20 protein-coding genes are annotated in these 17,592 nt (G+C 63.0%); all 20 read left to right on the plus strand.

All coding sequences use genetic code 11. The features are described 5' to 3' along the window. Positions 1–163: 163 nt before the first annotated feature. The 20 genes from JKP78_RS23525 (at position 164) to JKP78_RS23620 (ending at position 17,587) form a co-directional block, all read left to right on the plus strand. The gene (locus tag JKP78_RS23525; protein WP_200627802.1) at positions 164–709 is read left to right on the plus strand and encodes a terminase small subunit; all 546 of its coding nucleotides are present in this window, start codon (positions 164–166) and stop codon (positions 707–709) included. Then, a complete protein-coding gene (locus JKP78_RS23530; RefSeq protein WP_234454694.1) occupies positions 672–2,753 on the plus strand; it encodes a phage terminase large subunit family protein in 2,082 nt (693 codons plus the stop codon). The genes JKP78_RS23525 and JKP78_RS23530 overlap by 38 nt, the downstream gene beginning before the upstream one ends. After that, on the plus strand, positions 2,744–2,944 hold the full coding sequence (locus JKP78_RS23535; RefSeq protein ID WP_200627804.1) for a primosomal replication protein PriB/PriC domain protein: 201 nt from the start codon (positions 2,744–2,746) through the stop codon (positions 2,942–2,944). The genes JKP78_RS23530 and JKP78_RS23535 overlap by 10 nt, the downstream gene beginning before the upstream one ends. Continuing rightward, positions 2,941–4,467 (plus strand): phage portal protein, encoded by a 1,527-nt coding sequence (locus tag JKP78_RS23540; RefSeq protein WP_200627806.1) that lies wholly within the window; start codon positions 2,941–2,943, stop codon positions 4,465–4,467. Before JKP78_RS23535 ends, JKP78_RS23540 begins: the two co-directional genes overlap by 4 nt. Continuing rightward, complete coding sequence (locus tag JKP78_RS23545; protein ID WP_200627808.1) at positions 4,406–6,472, plus strand: ClpP-like prohead protease/major capsid protein fusion protein; 2,067 nt, start codon at positions 4,406–4,408, stop codon at positions 6,470–6,472. The genes JKP78_RS23540 and JKP78_RS23545 overlap by 62 nt, the downstream gene beginning before the upstream one ends. 150 nt (positions 6,473–6,622) lie before the next feature. Continuing rightward, entirely contained in the window at positions 6,623–6,856 is a 234-nt protein-coding gene (locus JKP78_RS23550; protein WP_234454695.1) for a hypothetical protein, read from the plus strand. Positions 6,857–6,954: 98 nt separating this feature from the next. Next, positions 6,955–7,233, plus strand: a complete 279-nt coding sequence (locus tag JKP78_RS23555; RefSeq protein ID WP_234454696.1) for a hypothetical protein — start codon at positions 6,955–6,957, stop codon at positions 7,231–7,233. Next, on the plus strand, positions 7,208–7,774 hold the full coding sequence (locus JKP78_RS23560; protein WP_200627814.1) for a hypothetical protein: 567 nt from the start codon (positions 7,208–7,210) through the stop codon (positions 7,772–7,774). Before JKP78_RS23555 ends, JKP78_RS23560 begins: the two co-directional genes overlap by 26 nt. Continuing rightward, positions 7,771–8,352, plus strand: a complete 582-nt coding sequence (locus JKP78_RS23565) for a phage baseplate assembly protein V (protein WP_200627816.1) — start codon at positions 7,771–7,773, stop codon at positions 8,350–8,352. The genes JKP78_RS23560 and JKP78_RS23565 overlap by 4 nt, the downstream gene beginning before the upstream one ends. 41 nt (positions 8,353–8,393) lie before the next feature. After that, entirely contained in the window at positions 8,394–8,603 is a 210-nt protein-coding gene (locus JKP78_RS23570) for a hypothetical protein (protein WP_200627818.1), read from the plus strand. A 2-nt stretch (positions 8,604–8,605) separates the two neighbouring features. Further along, positions 8,606–8,932 carry a GPW/gp25 family protein gene (locus JKP78_RS23575; RefSeq protein ID WP_200627820.1) on the plus strand — a complete coding sequence of 109 codons (327 nt, stop codon included), beginning with the start codon at positions 8,606–8,608 and terminating at the stop codon, positions 8,930–8,932. Beyond that, positions 8,929–9,909: a baseplate assembly protein gene (locus tag JKP78_RS23580; protein WP_200627822.1), complete on the plus strand. Its 981-nt coding sequence runs from the start codon at positions 8,929–8,931 to the stop codon at positions 9,907–9,909. Before JKP78_RS23575 ends, JKP78_RS23580 begins: the two co-directional genes overlap by 4 nt. Next, positions 9,906–10,628: a phage tail protein I gene (locus JKP78_RS23585; protein ID WP_200627824.1), complete on the plus strand. Its 723-nt coding sequence runs from the start codon at positions 9,906–9,908 to the stop codon at positions 10,626–10,628. The genes JKP78_RS23580 and JKP78_RS23585 overlap by 4 nt, the downstream gene beginning before the upstream one ends. Next, entirely contained in the window at positions 10,625–11,311 is a 687-nt protein-coding gene (locus tag JKP78_RS23590) for a phage tail-collar fiber domain-containing protein (RefSeq protein ID WP_200627827.1), read from the plus strand. The genes JKP78_RS23585 and JKP78_RS23590 overlap by 4 nt, the downstream gene beginning before the upstream one ends. Before the next feature lie 7 nt (positions 11,312–11,318). Then, positions 11,319–12,056 (plus strand): hypothetical protein, encoded by a 738-nt coding sequence (locus tag JKP78_RS23595; RefSeq protein WP_200627829.1) that lies wholly within the window; start codon positions 11,319–11,321, stop codon positions 12,054–12,056. Positions 12,057–12,065: 9 nt separating this feature from the next. Beyond that, positions 12,066–12,530 (plus strand): hypothetical protein, encoded by a 465-nt coding sequence (locus JKP78_RS23600; protein ID WP_200627831.1) that lies wholly within the window; start codon positions 12,066–12,068, stop codon positions 12,528–12,530. A gap of 90 nt (positions 12,531–12,620) precedes the next feature. Next, positions 12,621–13,787, plus strand: coding sequence for a phage tail sheath subtilisin-like domain-containing protein (locus JKP78_RS23605; protein WP_200627833.1), 1,167 nt, complete (start codon positions 12,621–12,623; stop codon positions 13,785–13,787). 12 nt (positions 13,788–13,799) lie between these two features. After that, positions 13,800–14,309 (plus strand): phage major tail tube protein, encoded by a 510-nt coding sequence (locus JKP78_RS23610; protein ID WP_200627835.1) that lies wholly within the window; start codon positions 13,800–13,802, stop codon positions 14,307–14,309. A 48-nt stretch (positions 14,310–14,357) separates the two neighbouring features. Further along, positions 14,358–14,654 (plus strand): phage tail assembly protein, encoded by a 297-nt coding sequence (locus JKP78_RS23615; RefSeq protein WP_200627836.1) that lies wholly within the window; start codon positions 14,358–14,360, stop codon positions 14,652–14,654. Positions 14,655–14,785: 131 nt separating this feature from the next. Next, positions 14,786–17,587: a phage tail tape measure protein gene (locus JKP78_RS23620; protein WP_200627837.1), complete on the plus strand. Its 2,802-nt coding sequence runs from the start codon at positions 14,786–14,788 to the stop codon at positions 17,585–17,587. Positions 17,588–17,592: the final 5 nt, after the last annotated feature.

The raw sequence follows: 17,592 nt of genomic DNA on the forward strand, positions 1-17,592 counted from the left end.
GGCGCGGCCGGCCCCCGTCACCCCCTCCGGGCGGCCCCAGGCCACCCCACCCACCCCCCCCCCGGTAACGGGTCCTCCTGGCCCCACCGGGAATGGGGGTAATTCGGGCCCCGCTCTTTCGCTACGTATGACCCTTTTTCAGAGGTTGGTTGTTGTTCTTCTTATGACCATTCCAACGATTGCTCGCAAGCCTCACTGGCTGAACAAAAAGTCAATGGCCGCCGCCCTAGAAATTTCCGTCCAAGCCTTTGATAGATGGGGGGTTGAGCCGGTAGCCAGGATCGGCAATCAGGCGTTCTACGACATCCGTTCTGTGCTTGATAACCGGCTGAAAAACCAGAGCGGGAAACAACAACTTGGAATGGACGGGGTGGACCCGCTCATTGGCTACAAGATCGATCTGGAGCGACTGCGTCTGACTAAGGGGCAAGCCGACGCCCAGGAAACCAAAAACAAGGTTGCCGAAAAGGAGCTTGTGCCGGTCGGGTTCATGGTCTTTGCGCTGGCAAGCCTGTCAGCGCAACTGGCTTCGACCCTCAACACCGTGCACAAGAACGTCAAGCGCAAGCACCCCGATATCAACGTGCGCCACCTGGAAGCGGTTGAAACCGAGATTGCCGTTACGCGTAACGCGGCTGCTGGTTTGGCTGATCGCATACCGGAGCTTTTGAATGAATACATCGCCTCCCTGGATAACGGATCTAGTTGAGGCTGTCCGGCGCGGACTGAAAAACCTTGAAGTTGACCCGCCCATGACAGCTGTTGAATGGGCAGACGAATATTTCTATATGTCCTCTGAGTCCTCCTATGGCGAGGGCAAATGGAAGACCGAGTGGTTTCAAGTCGCGTTGCTGAACGCGATGGGCAACGACCTAATCCATGAGTTGAACCTGCCGAAGTCGGCGCGGATTGGTTACACCAAGATGCTGATGGCGAACATCGCCTACAAGATCAAGCACAAGAAACGCAGTATCTGCATGTGGAGCCCGACGGACGACGATGCCAAGGGCATCATGAAAAAGCACGTCGACCCCATGATTCGCGATGTGCCGGTGATCAAAGCCCTGGCGCCCTGGTTCGGAAAGAAGCACAAGGACAACACCGAGGATCAAAAGACCTTCGAGAACCGCAAGGTTCTGTGGTGGCTGGGTGGTAAGGCGGCCGGCAACTACCGGGAAAAGAGCCCGGATGAAGTCGGCTATGACGAGCTGTCGAGCTTCGATGCCGATATCCAGGGGGAGGGATCGCCCACGTTCCTGGGCGACAAGCGTCTAGAAGGCGCGACCTTCCCGAAGTCTATTCGAGGCTCAACGCCCAAGCTTGCCGGTAGCTGCCAGATAACCCGGGCCGCCGGCGAGTCGTCTTACCTGCTGCGTTTCCACATCCGCTGCCCGCACTGCAACACCGAGCAGACGTTGAAGTGGGGCGGTCGTGATGAGCCGTACGGGCTCAAGTGGTCCATGAACGAACTGGGCGAGGTCGACAAGGCCTGGTACCTGTGCGAGTCCGGCAACGGTTGCACCTTCGAGCATCACGAAATGATGGCGGCCTCGCAGTTCGGCCGTTACATCTGCGAGCGTACCGGCATCTGGACCCGCGACAGCATGGAGTGGTTCGGGCCTGACGATAAGCCGATTCGAACGCCGCGCCGCCTGACGTTCCATATCTGGACGATCTACTCGACCTTCACTACTTGGGTAAAGATCGCTGACGAGCGTGTCAAGGCCGGCAAGGACCGGGGCAAGATCAAGACCTTCGTCAACACCACCTTGGGCGAGGCCTGGGAAGAAGACCTTTCCGAAAAAGTCGACTGGGAGAAGCTGCGCGAGCGGCGCGAAGTCTACGGGGCCGAAGTGCCGGCGCGTTGCGTTGTGCTCATGGGTGGCATCGACACCCAGGACGACCGTTACGAGCTGCGCGTGTGGGGCTTTGGCGCCGATGAAGAAGCCTGGTTGATCTACCGCCGAGTTTTGACGGGTGATCCTGCCAGCGCTCAATTGTTGCGCCAGGTCGGCCTGCAGCTGCGCAAGCAGTTCACCCGAGCCGATGGCACGAAAATGGATGTGATGCGGTGGTGCTGGGACTCCGGCGGCCACCACTCGGAAACTGTGCGCGCTCAGAGCCGAAAGCATGGTTTGCACTGGGTGATTCCGATTTTCGGGGCCAGTACCTACGGCAAGCCCATTGCCAGCTTCCCGCGCAAGAAGGAAAAGAAGTCCAAGACCTACCTGACTGAGGTCGGTACCGACAACGCCAAAGAGGTCATTTACAACCGCCTCAAGCTGCAACCGGACGGCAATCGTCCGGTGCCGGGCCTGATCCACTTCCCGGCCGACGATTCGATCTGTGACGACGACGAGCTAAAGCAGCTGACCAGCGAAACCAAGAAATGGGTTTTGGCCAAAGGTCGCCGCGTGCTGCGCTGGGACGCCAGTAAGAAACGTAACGAAGCGCTCGACTGCTTTGTGTATGCCCTGGCGGCGTTGCGCATCAGTCAGGACAAATTCGGCCTCGACCTGGAGTCGCTGACCGACGACCTGAGCCCGGAAGTGCGAGGGTGGCCGGCGCCGACTGACGAGCCGGACGAGGACGATGAGCCGGACGCGCAAGGCGATCCGGACGAGGACGACGAAGAAGACGAGCCCGACGAAGCCCCGGCCGAGCCCGAGGCAGAACCCAATGACACCACACTGCCCGAGCCGCTGGATGACGACGGTTTACTGGGCGTAGGAGACGACAACCCATGGCTGTAAACCCCCAGGAAATGCTCGACCTGTACATGCAGGCCGAGCGCGATGTGCTGGCCGGAAAGGATGTGACTTTCGGCGGTCGGCGCATGGTAATGGCCGACCTGCCGCAGATCATCAAAGGTCGTCAAGAGTGGGAGCAACGCGTGGCGGCGTCCCGAGGCGGCCCCGGCTATGCCGTGGCTGTCTTTGAGTGAACCGCGTTGACCGGGTGCTTGAGCCGCTGTTTCCCAGCTGGGTAGCGCGGCGCATGGCCGCCCGTGACGTGATCCAGGCCTATGAGGCCGCCACCGTTACCCGTACCCACAAGGCCAAGCGGCAAGGGCGCAGCGCCAATGCCTCTCTGCAGAAAGACGGCCGCTCGATGCGCGAGCAATGCCGCAAGCTGGACGAAGACCACGACATTGTCATTGGTCTGCTCGACCGGCTGGAGGAGCGCATTGTTGGCGGCCCTGGTATTTCCGTGGAGCCGCTGCCCTTGGACTACGCGGGCAACGTGCATACCGAATTTGCCGATTTGCTCAAAGCGGAGTGGGCGGAATGGTCACTATGCCCGGAAGTCTCGGGTGAGCTGACCAGGCCGCAGATGGAGCGCCTTATGTGCCGCACTTGGCTGCGCGATGGCGAAGGTCTGGCGCAGCAGGTAATTGGCAAGGTGCCCGGCTATCAGCACCTGCACAAGGTGCCGTTTGCCCTGGAACTGTTGGAGCCCGACTACCTGCCCTGGGAGTACAACGACCTGTCCAAGGGCATCGCCCAGGGCGTCGAGCGTAACGAGTGGCGGCGCGTTCGGGCCTATCACATCTACAAGCGGCACCCCGGTGACCTGCTGGTGCACGGCCTGGCGCAAAACACCAAGGCAGTGCCGGCGGATCGGATGATCCACATTGCCTATCGCAAGCGGATTGGCCAGAACCGAGGGGTTCCGTTGCTGCACGGGGTAATCACCCGTCTGGCGGACATCAAGGACTACGAGGAAAGCGAGCGTATTGCCGCGCGGCTCAGTGCGGCGCTGGGGATGTACATCAAGAAGGGATCGCCCGACGAGTACACCCCCGTACAGAACGCCAAAGAGCGCTCCATTCCGATCAAGCCCGGCATGGTCTTTGACGGCCTGCGGCCGGGCGAAGAGGTCGGGATGATCGAAAGCAACCGGCCCAATACGTTCCTTGAGCCGTTCCGCTCGGGGCAGTTGAAGGCCGTGGCCGGCGGCACCCGTAGCACGCATTCGAGCGTGTCACGCAGTTACGACGGCACCTATTCGGCGCAACGCCAGGAGCTGGTCGAGGGCCAGCTGGGTTACGACCTGCTACAGCACGAATTCATCGACTACTGGTGCCGGCCGGTGTACCGCAAGTGGCTAGAGATAGCCATTGCCAGCGGCCAAATCGTCGTGCCGGCCGGGGTTAACCCCGACACGGTGTTCTCGGCGGTTTACCAAGGCCCAGTCATGCCCTGGATCAACCCGGTTCATGAGGCGACGGCCTGGCAGATTCTGGTGGAGTCCGGCTTTGCCGACGAGGCCGAAGTGTCGCGCTCGCGGGGGCGTAACCCTGCAGAACTCAAGAAGTCCCGCATTGCGGAAATCTTGATCAACCGGGCGAAAGGGCTGGTGTTTAGCTCGGACGCCTTCCACAAGTTCTACGGGAACAAAGGCAATGAATCCAAAGGTAAAGACCCCGCTGATCCAGCCACGGGCGGCAATCAGCCAGGCAAATAAGCCCGAAGAAAGCTGGTACTCCCTGCGTGCCGCCTCACGCGGCGTGGCCGAGGTCATGCTGTACGACGATATCGGCGCCTGGGGTATCTCGGCGCGCCAGTTCGCTCGCGATCTGGCAGCGCTCGGTGACGTGTCACAGATCAATTTGCGCATCCATTCGGGCGGCGGCGACGTGATGGAAGGGACCGCCATGTACAACATTCTGCGCGGTCATGCGGCGCGGGTTGTGGTGTACATCGACGGCCTGGCCGCGTCCATGGCCAGCGTCGTGGCCATGGCTGGCGACGAAATCCGCATGCCGGCCAACGCCATGATGATGATCCATAAGCCGTGGGGCGGGCATGTGGGGGACGCTGACGACATGCGCGAATACGCCGACCTGCTCGACAAGGTCGAGGGAACGCTGATCCAGGCCTATGCGCGCAAGTCGGGAAAAAGCGTTGAGGAAATCGCCGCGCTACTCAAGCAAACGACCTGGATGGACGGTAACGAGGCGGTGGCGGCCGGCTTCGCTGATCTGGTGTTGGACCCCATCAAGGCCGCCGCTCAACTCAGTTCTAAACGTTTAGAGGAATATTCCACCATGCCACCAGAAGCACGCGCCCTGTTCCAGCCACGGGCCTCTGCGCCTAACCCGACTCCGGCACCTGCTCCCGCCCCGGCCCCCGCACCTGCCGTCCCTGCTGCTGATCCGCAGGCGGACGCGTTGCTCGCCAAGTTCCGCGCCGAGGAAACCCAGCGCCGCGAGGGCATCGCCGCTGCTTTCGTGGGTAATCTGGCGGTGGCTCACGCCGGCCTAATGCAGGCTTGCCAGGCTGACATGACCTGCACCGTCGCAGTGGCGCGTGAGCGCTTGCTGGCCGCCCTGGGCGCGGATACCACACCAGTGAATGCCCCGTCCATCCGCCACCCTGGCTATGTTGGGAACGGCAACCTGGTGGGCGACTCGGTGCGTGCTTCGATCTACGGCCGCTTGGGCTTCGAGGAACACCAGGCCGATAACGCCTACAACTACATGACCTTGCGCGAGCTGGCCCGCGCTTCGCTGCAGGACCGTGGCATTGGCGTGGCTACGCTGCGACCGCTGGACATGGTCGGGCTGGCCTTCACCCACACCACCAGCGATTTCGGCAACATCCTGCTGGATGCCTCGCACCGTGCGCTGTTGGCCGGCTGGGAAGAGGCCGAGGAAACCTTCCACCTGTGGACCCGTACCGGTCGCCTGAGTGACTTCAAGGTGGCCAACCGTGTGGCGCTGGGGTCGTTCTCGTCGCTGCGTGAGGTGCGTCCAGGGGCGGAGTACAAGAACATTACCCTCACCGACTCCGGCGAAACCATCAAGCTGGCGAGCTACGGCGAGATGTTCACCATCGACCGCCAGGCGATCATCAACGACGATCTCGACGCCCTGAGCGCTATCCCGCGCCTGATGGGCATCGCGGCACGGGCCACCATCGGTGATCTGGTGTACGCCACGCTGATCGACAACAACAAGATGAAGGACGGCAAGCCGCTGTTTGACGCCTCGCGCAAAAACCTGTTCACCGGGGCGGGCTCGGCGCTCTCCATCGAAGCCATGAGCACCGCCAAGGCTGCGATGGCCCTGCAGAAGGCGAAGACCGCCGAGGGCGCGAAGCCGCGCACTCTGAACATCCGCCCGGCCTTCCTGCTGTGCCCGGTCGCCCTGGAAGACAGGGCCAACCAGCTGATCCGTTCCGCCTCGGTGCCCACTGCCCAGGTCAACGCCGGCGTTATCAACCCGATCAAGGACTTTGCCAAGGTCATTGCTGACCCGCGTCTGGATGACGCCTCTTCGACCACCTGGTATCTCGCCGGCCGTCAAGGTAGCGACACCATCGAAGTGGCGTATCTGGATGGCGTCGACACGCCGTATATCGAACAGCAAGACGGTTTCACCGTCGACGGCATCGCCACCAAAGTGCGGATTGATGCGGGCGTTTCGGCTCTCGACTCGCGCGGCCTGAGCCGTTCCGTTGGCGCCTAATCCGCCGGCGTCACCAAACACCCCGCACTCGCGGGGTTTGTTGTTTCTGGAATAGGAGAAAGTACGACCATGGCCAATAACCATGTAAACAGCGGCGCGTCCGTCGTTCTGCCGGCACCAACCGGCGGGTCTGTGTCTGGTGTGCCGCAAGTGATTGGCGATCTGGCAGTCATTCCGCTGTCGAGCGGCCCCAAGGGCACGCTGATTACCTACCGCACCTGTGGCGTCTGGAACGTCCCGGCGGCGGCCGGGCTCAAGGCGGGCGTCAATGTGAGTGTGCTGGACGGCGCCCTGGTGGCCGCTGGCACGGTCAACGCGCTGCCATTCGGCAAGCTGACCACCGACACCCTCAACGGCTATGCCGAAGTGTTGATTGTCCAATGAGTGCTCGGCCGAGCTTTCGCGAGCGAATGGCCGTTATCACTACCCGAATCTTTGATCGCGTGGGTGACCGCGCGACCTTGGAGGGTGGGGAGCTGATCATGGGCACCTTTGAAAACAAATTCCTTGACCCGCAGATGCAAGGTCGCAGCGGCCATCGTCTGGCTAGCCAGGTCGACGCGGCGGAGCTGGACGAGCCGCGTTTCACGGTGCTGTCGACGGTGGCGGCGCGGTTGCCTCGGGGGGCGAAACTCACCATTGCGCTGCCGGCTGAAGAAGGCGGCGGCCGTTACAGCGTTGTGCGCCCTGAGCCGACCGGCGACGGAATGGTTGCCCTGATACTGGAGCTGGACCATGAGCGAACCGCCGATATCTTCTGACGAGCCGCCGGTGATCCCCAGCGAGCTGAAACAGCTGCATGACGCGATGACTACCACCCTGCAGGCGGAGCTGCCGCAGTTCCGGCTGATCGAGGCTTACCCCAAGCTGGTCAAGGAGGGCATGAAGCTGCCGGCGCTGCTATACGCGGCGACCAACTTTGCCCCCGGCGCTGATCCTGGCGATGGTCGCTTGTGCCTCAAAGTGACGTTTGAGGCGCTGGTACTGCTGGAGTCCAGTCGCGCCCTGGCGCCGCTGCAGGCGGCCATTCTGGCCAGCAAGCTGATGAAGGTCCTTCGCCTGCAGTACTGGGAGGCTGACTTTGTCGGCCCTACCGAAAACGTACAGGCCATGCCGGCCGAATTCGTGCCCGAGCTGGCCAGCTGCGTCGGCTGGTCAGTGCAGTGGCAGCAGGACGTTTACCTGGGGGACGTCGAATGGCCCTGGGAGGACCAGCCGCCGGGCTCGCTGGTTTTCGCCTTCGAGCCAGACAGCGGCCCCGGCAGCGAGGGCCAGTATCAGGCGCCGGAGGCAATGGCATGAGTTACGCAGCAGCGCAAATGGACCGCATGCTGGCCGGTCTGGTGATCCCCTGTTACGTCGTGGCGGTCGACCTGGTCGCCGCCAGGGTGCGGGTATCCGACGGCGGCGCCTGGACCAGTGCCTGGGTTCGCTGGCATGCCCAAGCCGCCGGCAAGGCCCGCCACTGGCGTGCGCCGAGTCTGTACGAGCAAGGCGTGCTGGTAAGCCCAAGCGGCGAGCCCGCACAAGGGACATTCGTTCCTGGGCTGTACGGCAACGCCGGCCCGCCGCCGGACAATCGCGACCATGTCGAGGTGTGGCGGTTCGAAGATGGCGGCTCCCTGGTCTACGACTGGGCGGCCAAGAGCTACACCATCAAGCTGCCCACTGGCACGGTCAGCATCGAGGTCGGCAGCAGCAAGGCGGTAATCACTGACGCCGCGATCAACGCCGAGTCGGCCGCGATCAAGGCCAAGGCGCCGACCATCACCCTGGAGGGTAGCGTGGAGATTGTCGGGTCGTTACGCGTAACGGGCGACATTCTCGGCCTCGGGAAAATCATCGATACCGCCGGCAACACGGCGAACCACAAGCACTGACAGCCCGCTTTGCGGGCTTTGTCTTTTCTGGAGCATCACTTATGGCAGTTAAGAAAACCGCCGACACTGAAACGGTCGTCGGCGTGACTTTCATCGACCGCGCTTTCACCTCGCGCTCGCTGTTCCTGCAGGCCGGTGACGACCTGCGCGAGTTCAAGGTGCAGGCCGGCCGCGTGACCGTCCAGGCCGACGACGCCGAGGCGCTGGCGTTCCTGGGTGGCCATGCCGACCTGCAGCAGCTGGACGGCTGAGCATGATCGGCCTGGATCGCAGGACCGGCCAGAAATCCACCGGCCTTGATCATCTGAAACAGTCGATTGAGGACATCCTGACCACGCCCCTGGGTAGCCGTCGGATGCGGCCTGAATACGGCTGCAACCTGCGCCGCTTTGTCGACCTATCGGTTAACGAGGGCTGGAAAAGCGCCGTGCAAGCCGAGGTCGCCCGCGCCCTGGGACGCTGGGAGCCGCGCCTGCAGCTGGAGCGGGTCAAGGTCGTTTCGGTGCTCGATGGCCAGATTGGCCTGTTGCTGACGGGCCAGTACCTGGGTAGCTCGGCCGTTGTGGAGGTGAGCGCATGATTGACCTGTCTTTACTGCCGCCGCCCGACGTGGTGGAAACCCTGGAGTTCGAGACGCTGTATCAGGAGGTGCTTGGCATCTTTCGCGCCCATATGGGCGACCAGTGGACCGCGCTTCTTGAGTCGGACCCGGTGGTCAAGCTGATGGAGGTCATGGCCTACCGTGAGCTTATGGTGCGTGCCCGTGTCAACGCGGCGGCCAAGGCCAGCTTGCTGGCCTATGCCAAGGGCGCCGACCTCGACAACCGCGCGGCTGACTACGGCGTGCAACGCCTGACCATTCGCGCGGCTGACCCCGACGCGGTACCGCCCCTGGAGGCGGTGATGGAAAGCGACGAGGCGCTGCGCTACCGCACGCGGCTGTCGCTGGAGGCGCTGTCCGTCGCCGGCAGTAGCGGGGCGTATGAGTATCTCGCGCTGAGTTCGTCGGCCGAGCTGGTGCACGTTTCGGTCGATTCGCCCCGGTTTTCCGGGGTGCCGGTGCCAGCCGCGGTTCAAGCGCAGTTGCCGGCCGGGGCCATTGTCGTGGTCTGCGACCACGATGCTGGCCTGGCCAACCCGCTGCCTGGCGATGTTTCGCTGGCCGTGTTGGCACGGCCTGAAAGCACCGTGCCCGAGGCGCAGTTGGTGACCACTGTCCTCAAGGCGCTGTCGGCCGATGACGTTCGGCCGGTGACGGATCGGCCGCGCGTACAGGGCGGTATCCCGACTGACTTTCAGGTTGAGGCGGTGCTGTGGGTGGAGGCCGGGCCAGACCCTGACGTTGTCCTTGCGGCGGCCGGGGCCAGCCTGGACAAGGCCATTGCCGCCGCGCGTCGGCTGGAGGGGCAGTTGCCCGTCTCGGCCGTCTACGCGTCGTTACACGTAACGGGCATCAGTCGTGTCGACCTGATCAAGCCGGTGGCGGGAGTGGTGTGTGACAAGCGGCATTACCCGCGCGCCACGTCCATTGCCCTGACCACCAAGGTGGTCACATGAGCCTGTTACCGCACAACGCCACGCTGCTGGAACGCGCCCTGGAGCGCGCCGGCGAGTTCGGCGTGGACCCGGACATTATCCGGGGTGTGGCCGACTCGGCGCGCTGCCCGCCGAACTTCCTGCCCTGGTTGGGCTGGGCGCTCAAGGTTGAAGGCTGGGAAGCGGCCTACACCGACGAGCAGCGCCGCGCGCTGATCCGTGAGGCGATCCCGGTTCACAAGACCAAGGGCACCGTCGGCGCAATCCGGCGGGTGCTCAAGGCGGTTCGGGTCAATGCGGAGTTCAAGGAATGGCACCAGATCCCGAACGCCGCGCCGTACACGTTCCAGGTCACGGCTTGGGCCAATGACAACCGGGCGGGCGAGGGTTCGATTATCTCGCCCGAACTGGGCGCGCGCCTGCGTGCCCTGGTCGACGCGGCGAAGAACGAGCGCAGCCATTACGAGTTTCGGCTGGGTGCGCGCTTCGACGGCGGTCTGGTGCTGGGTAACGCCGTCCAGGGGCGTACATTGCAGCGCCGGACGATGGAGCCGGCGCCGGTGCCAATCGATCCGACGGCGCAGACGCTACAACTCGCCAACGCCGCCAACGTGCTCGGTGTTCTTCGGGGTAGAGCCGAAGCGCTGGGCATCCCAATCAACGCTGAATCGGGCCTTGTTGCTGCCAGCGCGGCACAGGGTTACGTCGTCGTGCGCGGCACGATGGAGGCTGTTTTATGAGTTCACCGTTACAACCTGTCATCACCAAGGCCGGCTTGGCGGCGATCTTCAACACGACCAACTCAGGGTTCGCGGCTGAAATCACTCACGTCGTGGTCGGCACTGGCAACTACACGCCCAGCAACGAGCAAAAGACCCTGCGCAACCAGGTGGCCAAATACCCCATTGCCGGCGGGCAGAAGCTGACCAGCACACTGCTGCACCTTTCAGCCGTTGTGGACGGGCCGGGTGCCTTCTGGGTGCGCGAGCTTGGGTTTCTGCTGAGTGACGGCACCTTGCTGGCCGTGTGGTCGCACCCTACCGAGGCGCTTACCTACAAGCCGGCCGGCGACCAGTTGCTGCTGGCTTACGACATTTCGCTGGCCGCATTGCCGGCGGATAGCGTGACCATCAACACCTCGCCGGCAGGGCTGAATCTTTCCCTGGCTGAGCCTTTGGCCGCGCTGGCATCCGCATTGATGGGGGAGCAACTGCGCAACCAGCTGCAGCAAGACCAGATTGACCAGCTGATGCAACAGCAGCGCATCGCGCTTGCGCAATTGAGTCACCTGCAGGGGCGTATCGAGCAGGCCGAACAAACGCAAACGGTAAACCATGAGGGGCTGTTGGGCATGGGTATTGCCGCTGCTGACTCAATCATTTCGACCCAAACACAACTGACAAAACACCTATACGGAGTGTGACAAGGCTATGAGTCTCGAAACTGAAATTTCCGGTCTGACGTCGACTGCCAAGGCATTGATCGATATCTACGCTGGCAAGAATGCTGCGATCGATAAATCGGTTGCCGCTGCGGTTGCTGCTGTGCCCAACATGGAGCGTACCTGGTACGTCAACCAGGTAACCGGGAATGACGACAACGTGGGCACTGCGGCGGCGCCGTTTGCGACCATTGAAAAAGCACAGAGTAGTACTCCTGCCGGCGGCACCTGTAACGTCCGCCTGCAGGCTGACTACGTCCATGCCAAGAGCACTGTAGTTACAGTGCGCAACTTGCTGATATCCAGCGATGTGTCTGGCCTGAAGCGCAAGTTCACTGTGACTTATCAGATGGGTACTGATGGGCAGTACTTCATGTCTGGTTTCGCTATGGCGAGTTCATCCACTGTCGCTTTCTTGGATGTGACGCAAGTAATGCCCACTCCGGCAGGGCTCAACCCGGTTCCAACCGGAACCGCCAACATCATGTTCAGGTCCTTCAGCTCTCAGATTGCGGCGGTTTACGCGGTCAAGTACGCCGCATGCGATATGCAGATGCCGGCTGACTTCGGGGGCTGGTTGGCCATGCAGCATAACAACGCGCTGATACTGCAGGTGGTTTCTTCCAGCTTCCCCTCGGGCTTTGCGGGTCGCTACGCCTATGGAGTGCCGGCCGGTGCGCTGGCGAAGGACTATCCAAACATCATGACCAACCTGACTTCTTTGTAAGGACTCGCTATGCAAAAACTGAATCTTTCCGTCGACATGGGCGGCGGCATCATCCTGCAGGGTTATGTCTACGAAGACTTGCCACTGGAGGCCGCCCTTAAAGCGGCAGCGATGCAAGTCGACCAGTCCGCCGACCAGGCGCGCGCCAACATCATCGGCGGCTCGCTTCGTGTGGTTGAGTATGAAATGGCCGAGAAGGAGGCCGCCGCCTTCAAGGCTGCCGACTTCCAGGGGGCGATCCCGCCTACCGTTCAGGCTGTTGTCGACGCGCAAGGCGTAGGGGCGCAGGAGGCCGCCGAGGGGATTCTGGCCGAAACGGCGGCCTGGCGTGGCGCACTGTGTGAAATCCGCGCCGCACGCTTGAAGGGCAAGGCTCAGGTGCTCAAGGCGACCAGCCATGCCGAGGCGGAGCGCCTGGCTAACGCGGCTATCGCAGCGATCCGCGACAGTATCGCCGGCATTACCACCGCCTGATTTTGCTGCGTCCACCTTGAGCGCCCCGGTTTCGGGGCGTTTTCGTTTCTGCAGGGCCGCCACGTGCAGCCCTTTCTTTTGGAGCTTTCCATGGCTGGATTTTTTCACGGCGTTACGGTAACGAACGTTGACACCGGCGCGCGCAACGTCGCGCTGCCGTCTTCCTCGATCATTGGTCTGGTCGACACCTTCACCGAGGGCGCGAACGTCTCGGCCAAAGTCGGTGACCTGTTGCTGATTACCAACGAGCGCGAGGCCGTTGCCGCGTTCGGCGCCGATGCGGCCATCACCAAGGCCTGCCGGGCGATCTATGCGCGCTCCAAGGCGGTTATCGTCGCCACGGGCGTGGCTCAGGGGGCCGACGCGGCCGCGCAGACTTCCGCGATCATTGGCGGTGTGCAGGCCAACGGCAAGCGTACCGGCCTGCAGGCGCTGCTGGACGGCAAGAGCCGTTTCAATGCCCAGCCGCGCCTGATCGTCGCGCCCAAGCACAGCGCGACCCAGGCTGTCGCCACCGCGATGCAGTCGATTGCGGAAAAGCTGCGCGCCGTGGCGATTGTCGACGGCCCCAACACCACTGACGAGGCGGCCACCGCCTACGCCAAGTCGTTCGGCTCCAAGCGCATTTACATGGTCGATCCGGGCGTGCAGATGTGGGACACCACCGCCAACGCGACGGTCGACGCGCCGGCCTCGGCCTGGGCTGCAGGCGTGTTTGCCTGGACCGACAGCGAGTATGGTTTCTGGTCCTCGCCTTCGAACAAAGAGTTCGTCGGCATCACCGGCACCACCCGTGCCATCGAGTACCTGGATGGCGACGAGACGTGCCGGGCCAACCTGCTGAACAACGCCAATATCGCGACGATCATTCGTGACGACGGTTTCCGCCTGTGGGGTAACCGCACGCTGTCGAGCGATCCGAAATGGGCGTTCGTCACCCGCGTGCGGACCATGGACATGGTCATGGACGCGATTCTGTACGGCCATAAGTGGGCTGTGGACCGGGGTATCACCTCGACCTATATCCGCGACGTGACCGAGGGCCTGCAAGCGTTCATGCGCGATCTGAAAGCCCAGGGCGCAATCATCAACTTCGAGGTCTACGCCGACCCGGACCTGAACACGGCCAGCCAGCTGGAGCAGGGCAAGGTGTACTGGAACATTCGGTTTACCGACGTTCCGCCGGCCGAGAACCCTAACTTCCGTATCGAAGTCACCAATCAATGGCTGACTGAAGTCCTCGATCAAGTCGCGTAAGGAGCGCACCAAATGGCAATGATTCCCCAAATTCTGGCCAACATGAACCTGTTTGTGGACGGCGTCAGCTTCCAGGGCGATGTGCCTTCGCTGACCCTGCCGAAGCTGGCACTCAAGATGGAGGAATACCGCCCAGGCGGCATGGATATGCCGATTGAGATGGACCTGGGCATGGAAAAGCTGGAATCCAGCTTCACCACCACCGGTGTGCGCAAAGAGTCGTTGAAGTTCTTCGGCCTGGCCGATGGTAACGCCTTCAACGGGACGTTCCGGGGTTCGTTCAAGGGCCAGAAGGGCGAAACCAAAGCGGTCATCGTCACCCAGCGCGGCACCCTGAAAGAGCTGGACATGGGCGATTGGAAGCCCGGCGACAAGGCCGAGCTTAAGCATGCCGTGGCCCTGACCTATTACAAGTTGGAGGTCGGCGGCGAGGTCATCTATGAGATCGAGCCGATGGCCATGAAGCGTGTCATCAACGGGGTCGACCAGCTGGCCAGCCAGCGCCGCGACCTTGGCCTGTAACCCCCTGCAACCTTTCCGTCACCCTTTCTGATTCAAGGACACCGCGTCATGAGCAAGCCAGCACCGAAGTACCTCAAGCTGACCCCCGAAAACGTCACCATCACCTTGGCCAAGCCGAGCGAAATGAACGGCATCAAGGTGGACACCATCACCCTGCGCGCGCCGACGGTGCGTGATATTCGTGTCTCCACCCAGACCGGCGGCGAGGACGACGAACAGCGCGAGCTGAACCTGTTTGCCTCCCTGGCCACGGTCAGCGTCAAGGACCTGGAAGGCCTGACCCTCAAGGATTACAACCGCGTCTCGACGGGTTACACCTTTCTGGTGCGAGAGGACGAACTGTAATCCCGTGAGCATGAAGGCGGCCGCCAAGCGACTGGCGGCCCAGCTGCATTTCTCGGCCGAGGAAATCATGACCATGCCCTATTCGGACGTGGTGTGGTGGCTCTCGGACTAAGCCAGCGAGGGGATAGGCAATGGCGTTAAAGCCTTTGATGCTGGTCATCGGGGGGGCCGTCGCTTCAACGGTCGGCACCGCCTTTAAGACGGTCGAAAGTGGCATCCAGAAGCTGGAAGCCAAGGGCAACAAGGCCAGGGTGCTGAAAAGCACCATTGGCGAAACCATCAAGCTGCGCGAGGAATGGAAGCGCGCGCACGACAGCGGCGCCGCCGGCGCCGATAAGCTGCAGCGCAAGCTGAACGACAATCTCGACGCCTTGCGCAAGCAGGGTATCGAGGTCGGCCGGCTGGGCCGCGAATATCAGCGGCTGGGCCGCGAGGCGCGCGCCGCCGATCTGCAGATCAAAGGCCACCAGCAGGTTCAAGCGGGCAAGAATTCGCTCAAGTCGAACGTGGGCAAGACGGTGGCGGCCACGGCCGCTGTCGCTGTGCCGACGATGGTCAGCGCGAATTACCAGGCGATCATCCGCGACATTGCGATCAAGGCTGATATCGTCAACAAGCCCCAGGAGCAGCAGCTGAACCGGACGGTGATCGGCACGGCCGCTGACACCGGTATGGCGCGCAACGACGTGGCCGCCCTGGTCAACCAGCTGGTTGGCGCCGGCATGGAGCTGGATAAGGCGCTGGCCTATGCACCGGTGGCGGCCAAGTTCGCCGTTGGTCAAGGCGCCTCGGGCGTCGACACGGCGTCAATGATCCAGGCGCTTGAGCAAAACGCCAAAATCAGCGACCCGAAGGTCATGCAACAGGCGCTGGAGGCCATCGCCTACCAGGGCCAGGCGGGTAGCTTCGAGGCCAGCGACATGGCCCGGTGGTTCCCGCAGCTGCTGGCCGGCATGGAGAAAAGCGGCATCACCGGGCTGGACGCGGTGACTTCGCTGGGCTCGATGCTGCAGGTGCAAATGAAGACCGCCGGCAGTTCTGACGAGGCCGCAAACAACCTCAAGAACTGGATGGAGAAGATCGGCGCTGGCGACGTGGTCAAGGCCTACAAGGACGCCGGCATTGATTATCAGGCTTCGCTGAATACCGGCCTGCAGAAGAGAATGAACGTCATTGAGGCGTCCATGGCCCTTGCGATGAGGTACGTCGAGGCGACCGACCCGGACAAGGCCAAGAAGATCGAGGCGGCCAAGGCGCAGATCGACAAGGAGGTCGACCCGGAGAAGGCTAGGGCGGCGCTGGATGCTCTGGAAAAGACCCTGCGCACGGGTGACATTTTCGCTGACATGCAGGTCAAGGCGGCGCTGACCGCCTACGGGCAAAACCGGGGATTGTATGAGGAGCTGAAGGCCAACTCTGCCAACGCGAAGAAGGTCGGCGGCATCCTCGACAAGAACCTGGCCGAGCGGCGCGAAGCCTCGGCCCAGCAATGGGCAGAGACGGTGCAGGCGGCTGACGATGCCATGCGTAGCATTGGCGATGCCATCCGCCCAGCCACTGACATGGCGGCCAAAGGGCTGAAAGCGGTCGCCCATGGCATCACCTCCCTGTCGGACGCCTTCCCGGCGGTCGTGACGGGCATCGCCGGCACCGTGGCGGCCCTTCTGGCGTTAGGTGCTGCTGCCAGCGCGTACCGGATTGGCAAGGGCACATTTAACTTTGCGCGCGGTGCCTTGATGGGGCGTGGCGGCAAGGAAGACGAGGCGCCGACGCGCCGGCCAAAGACCGGCAACAAGGTGCTCGATACTGGTTTGGGCGTGTTGGGCAAGGTGTTTGGAGCCACGGCCAGCAATGACCCGGCCCCAGGCGCCGACAGCGAGCCGCAACGCGTGTTTGTGGTCAATGCCGACGCTATCGGCCGGGTAGGCGGTAGCGTGGCTAATTCAGGGCCGGCCGAAGCCGGTAGCCGTCGTGCGCGCCGTCGGCGTCGGCGTCGAGCTGGTGCGCAGGCCGATGCGCGGCGCGCGCCTGTCGCGCCGGCGGTCAAGGCGCATGTGCCGGTGGCGGGCGTTGCGGCGCTCGCTGGTGCTGCCGAGGCGAACAACCTGGGCCGTATGGTGCGCAGTGTGCGCGGCATCACCAAGGCCGCCGGCAAGCTGCCAGGTGGCAAGCTGATCGATGCGGTGCCCGGCGTGCTCGATGTGGCGCTGAATGCCGAAACCCAAGACGAGAAGGCCGAGGGTTACGGCGGCGTGGCGGGCGGCATGGCCGGGGCCATGGCGGGTGCGGCAGCAGGTGCGGCGATTGGCTCGATTGTGCCGGTCATTGGCACCGCTGTTGGCGGCGCTATTGGGGCGGCCCTGGGCGGCCTCGGGGGCGAGTCTGTCGGTAGCTGGCTGGGTAAACGCTGGTTTGGCGAGGATACGACCGAGGCGAAAGACAAACCGTCGTCGCCGGCAGCACCTGGTGAAGCGTTACGCGTAACGCTGGAGCCGCAGGGGAGCAAGACTGTTGCTCCGGTCGTGCCCGGTGCTGGCACGCCGGCGTCGGTGCCGCCTCTGGTGCTGGCCACCCCTGCGTCCAAGGCCGCCCAGGTCGCGCCCAACCAAGCAGCCACCCAGCCCGCACCCCGGCCGGATGCACTGGGTGGTGTGGTGCGCGACATGACGGTCCAGGCAAAAGCGCCTGAGCCAAAGCTGCCCGAGCCGGCTAAGTCGGCCCAGGCGACCCCGCTCAAGCCGCCGGCCCCGAAGGTGGACCAGGCCTTTACGTTCTCGCCGTCAATCAAGGTCGACGTGCTCGGGGATGTGAAAGAGCCAGAGCAGCTGGTGCGCGAAATTGAGTCACCGCTGCGCCGTCTGTTTGAAGCCTGGCAGCGCGAAGCGGAGGCGCGCATGGCGTCGGCGCAGCTGTACGACCAACCACACGTTTAAGGAGG

The organism is Pseudomonas sp. LAM2023, from assembly GCF_016620375.1.
GTDB lineage: Bacteria > Pseudomonadota > Gammaproteobacteria > Pseudomonadales > Pseudomonadaceae > Aquipseudomonas > Aquipseudomonas anuradhapurensis.

Coding starts and splice junctions, on each gene's coding strand:
- JKP78_RS23615 (WP_200627836.1), top strand. CDS start 14,358: ATGAGCAAGCCAGCACCGAAGTACCTCAAGCTGACCCCCGAAAACGTC.
- JKP78_RS23545 (WP_200627808.1), top strand. CDS start 4,406: ATGAATCCAAAGGTAAAGACCCCGCTGATCCAGCCACGGGCGGCAATC.
- JKP78_RS23535 (WP_200627804.1), top strand. CDS start 2,744: ATGGCTGTAAACCCCCAGGAAATGCTCGACCTGTACATGCAGGCCGAG.
- JKP78_RS23530 (WP_234454694.1), top strand. CDS start 672: ATGAATACATCGCCTCCCTGGATAACGGATCTAGTTGAGGCTGTCCGG.
- JKP78_RS23610 (WP_200627835.1), top strand. CDS start 13,800: ATGGCAATGATTCCCCAAATTCTGGCCAACATGAACCTGTTTGTGGAC.
- JKP78_RS23605 (WP_200627833.1), top strand. CDS start 12,621: ATGGCTGGATTTTTTCACGGCGTTACGGTAACGAACGTTGACACCGGC.
- JKP78_RS23620 (WP_200627837.1), top strand. CDS start 14,786: ATGGCGTTAAAGCCTTTGATGCTGGTCATCGGGGGGGCCGTCGCTTCA.
- JKP78_RS23570 (WP_200627818.1), top strand. CDS start 8,394: ATGGCAGTTAAGAAAACCGCCGACACTGAAACGGTCGTCGGCGTGACT.
- JKP78_RS23565 (WP_200627816.1), top strand. CDS start 7,771: ATGAGTTACGCAGCAGCGCAAATGGACCGCATGCTGGCCGGTCTGGTG.
- JKP78_RS23585 (WP_200627824.1), top strand. CDS start 9,906: ATGAGCCTGTTACCGCACAACGCCACGCTGCTGGAACGCGCCCTGGAG.
- JKP78_RS23580 (WP_200627822.1), top strand. CDS start 8,929: ATGATTGACCTGTCTTTACTGCCGCCGCCCGACGTGGTGGAAACCCTG.
- JKP78_RS23590 (WP_200627827.1), top strand. CDS start 10,625: ATGAGTTCACCGTTACAACCTGTCATCACCAAGGCCGGCTTGGCGGCG.
- JKP78_RS23600 (WP_200627831.1), top strand. CDS start 12,066: ATGCAAAAACTGAATCTTTCCGTCGACATGGGCGGCGGCATCATCCTG.
- JKP78_RS23555 (WP_234454696.1), top strand. CDS start 6,955: ATGGGCACCTTTGAAAACAAATTCCTTGACCCGCAGATGCAAGGTCGC.
- JKP78_RS23575 (WP_200627820.1), top strand. CDS start 8,606: ATGATCGGCCTGGATCGCAGGACCGGCCAGAAATCCACCGGCCTTGAT.
- JKP78_RS23525 (WP_200627802.1), top strand. CDS start 164: ATGACCATTCCAACGATTGCTCGCAAGCCTCACTGGCTGAACAAAAAG.
- JKP78_RS23560 (WP_200627814.1), top strand. CDS start 7,208: ATGAGCGAACCGCCGATATCTTCTGACGAGCCGCCGGTGATCCCCAGC.
- JKP78_RS23595 (WP_200627829.1), top strand. CDS start 11,319: ATGAGTCTCGAAACTGAAATTTCCGGTCTGACGTCGACTGCCAAGGCA.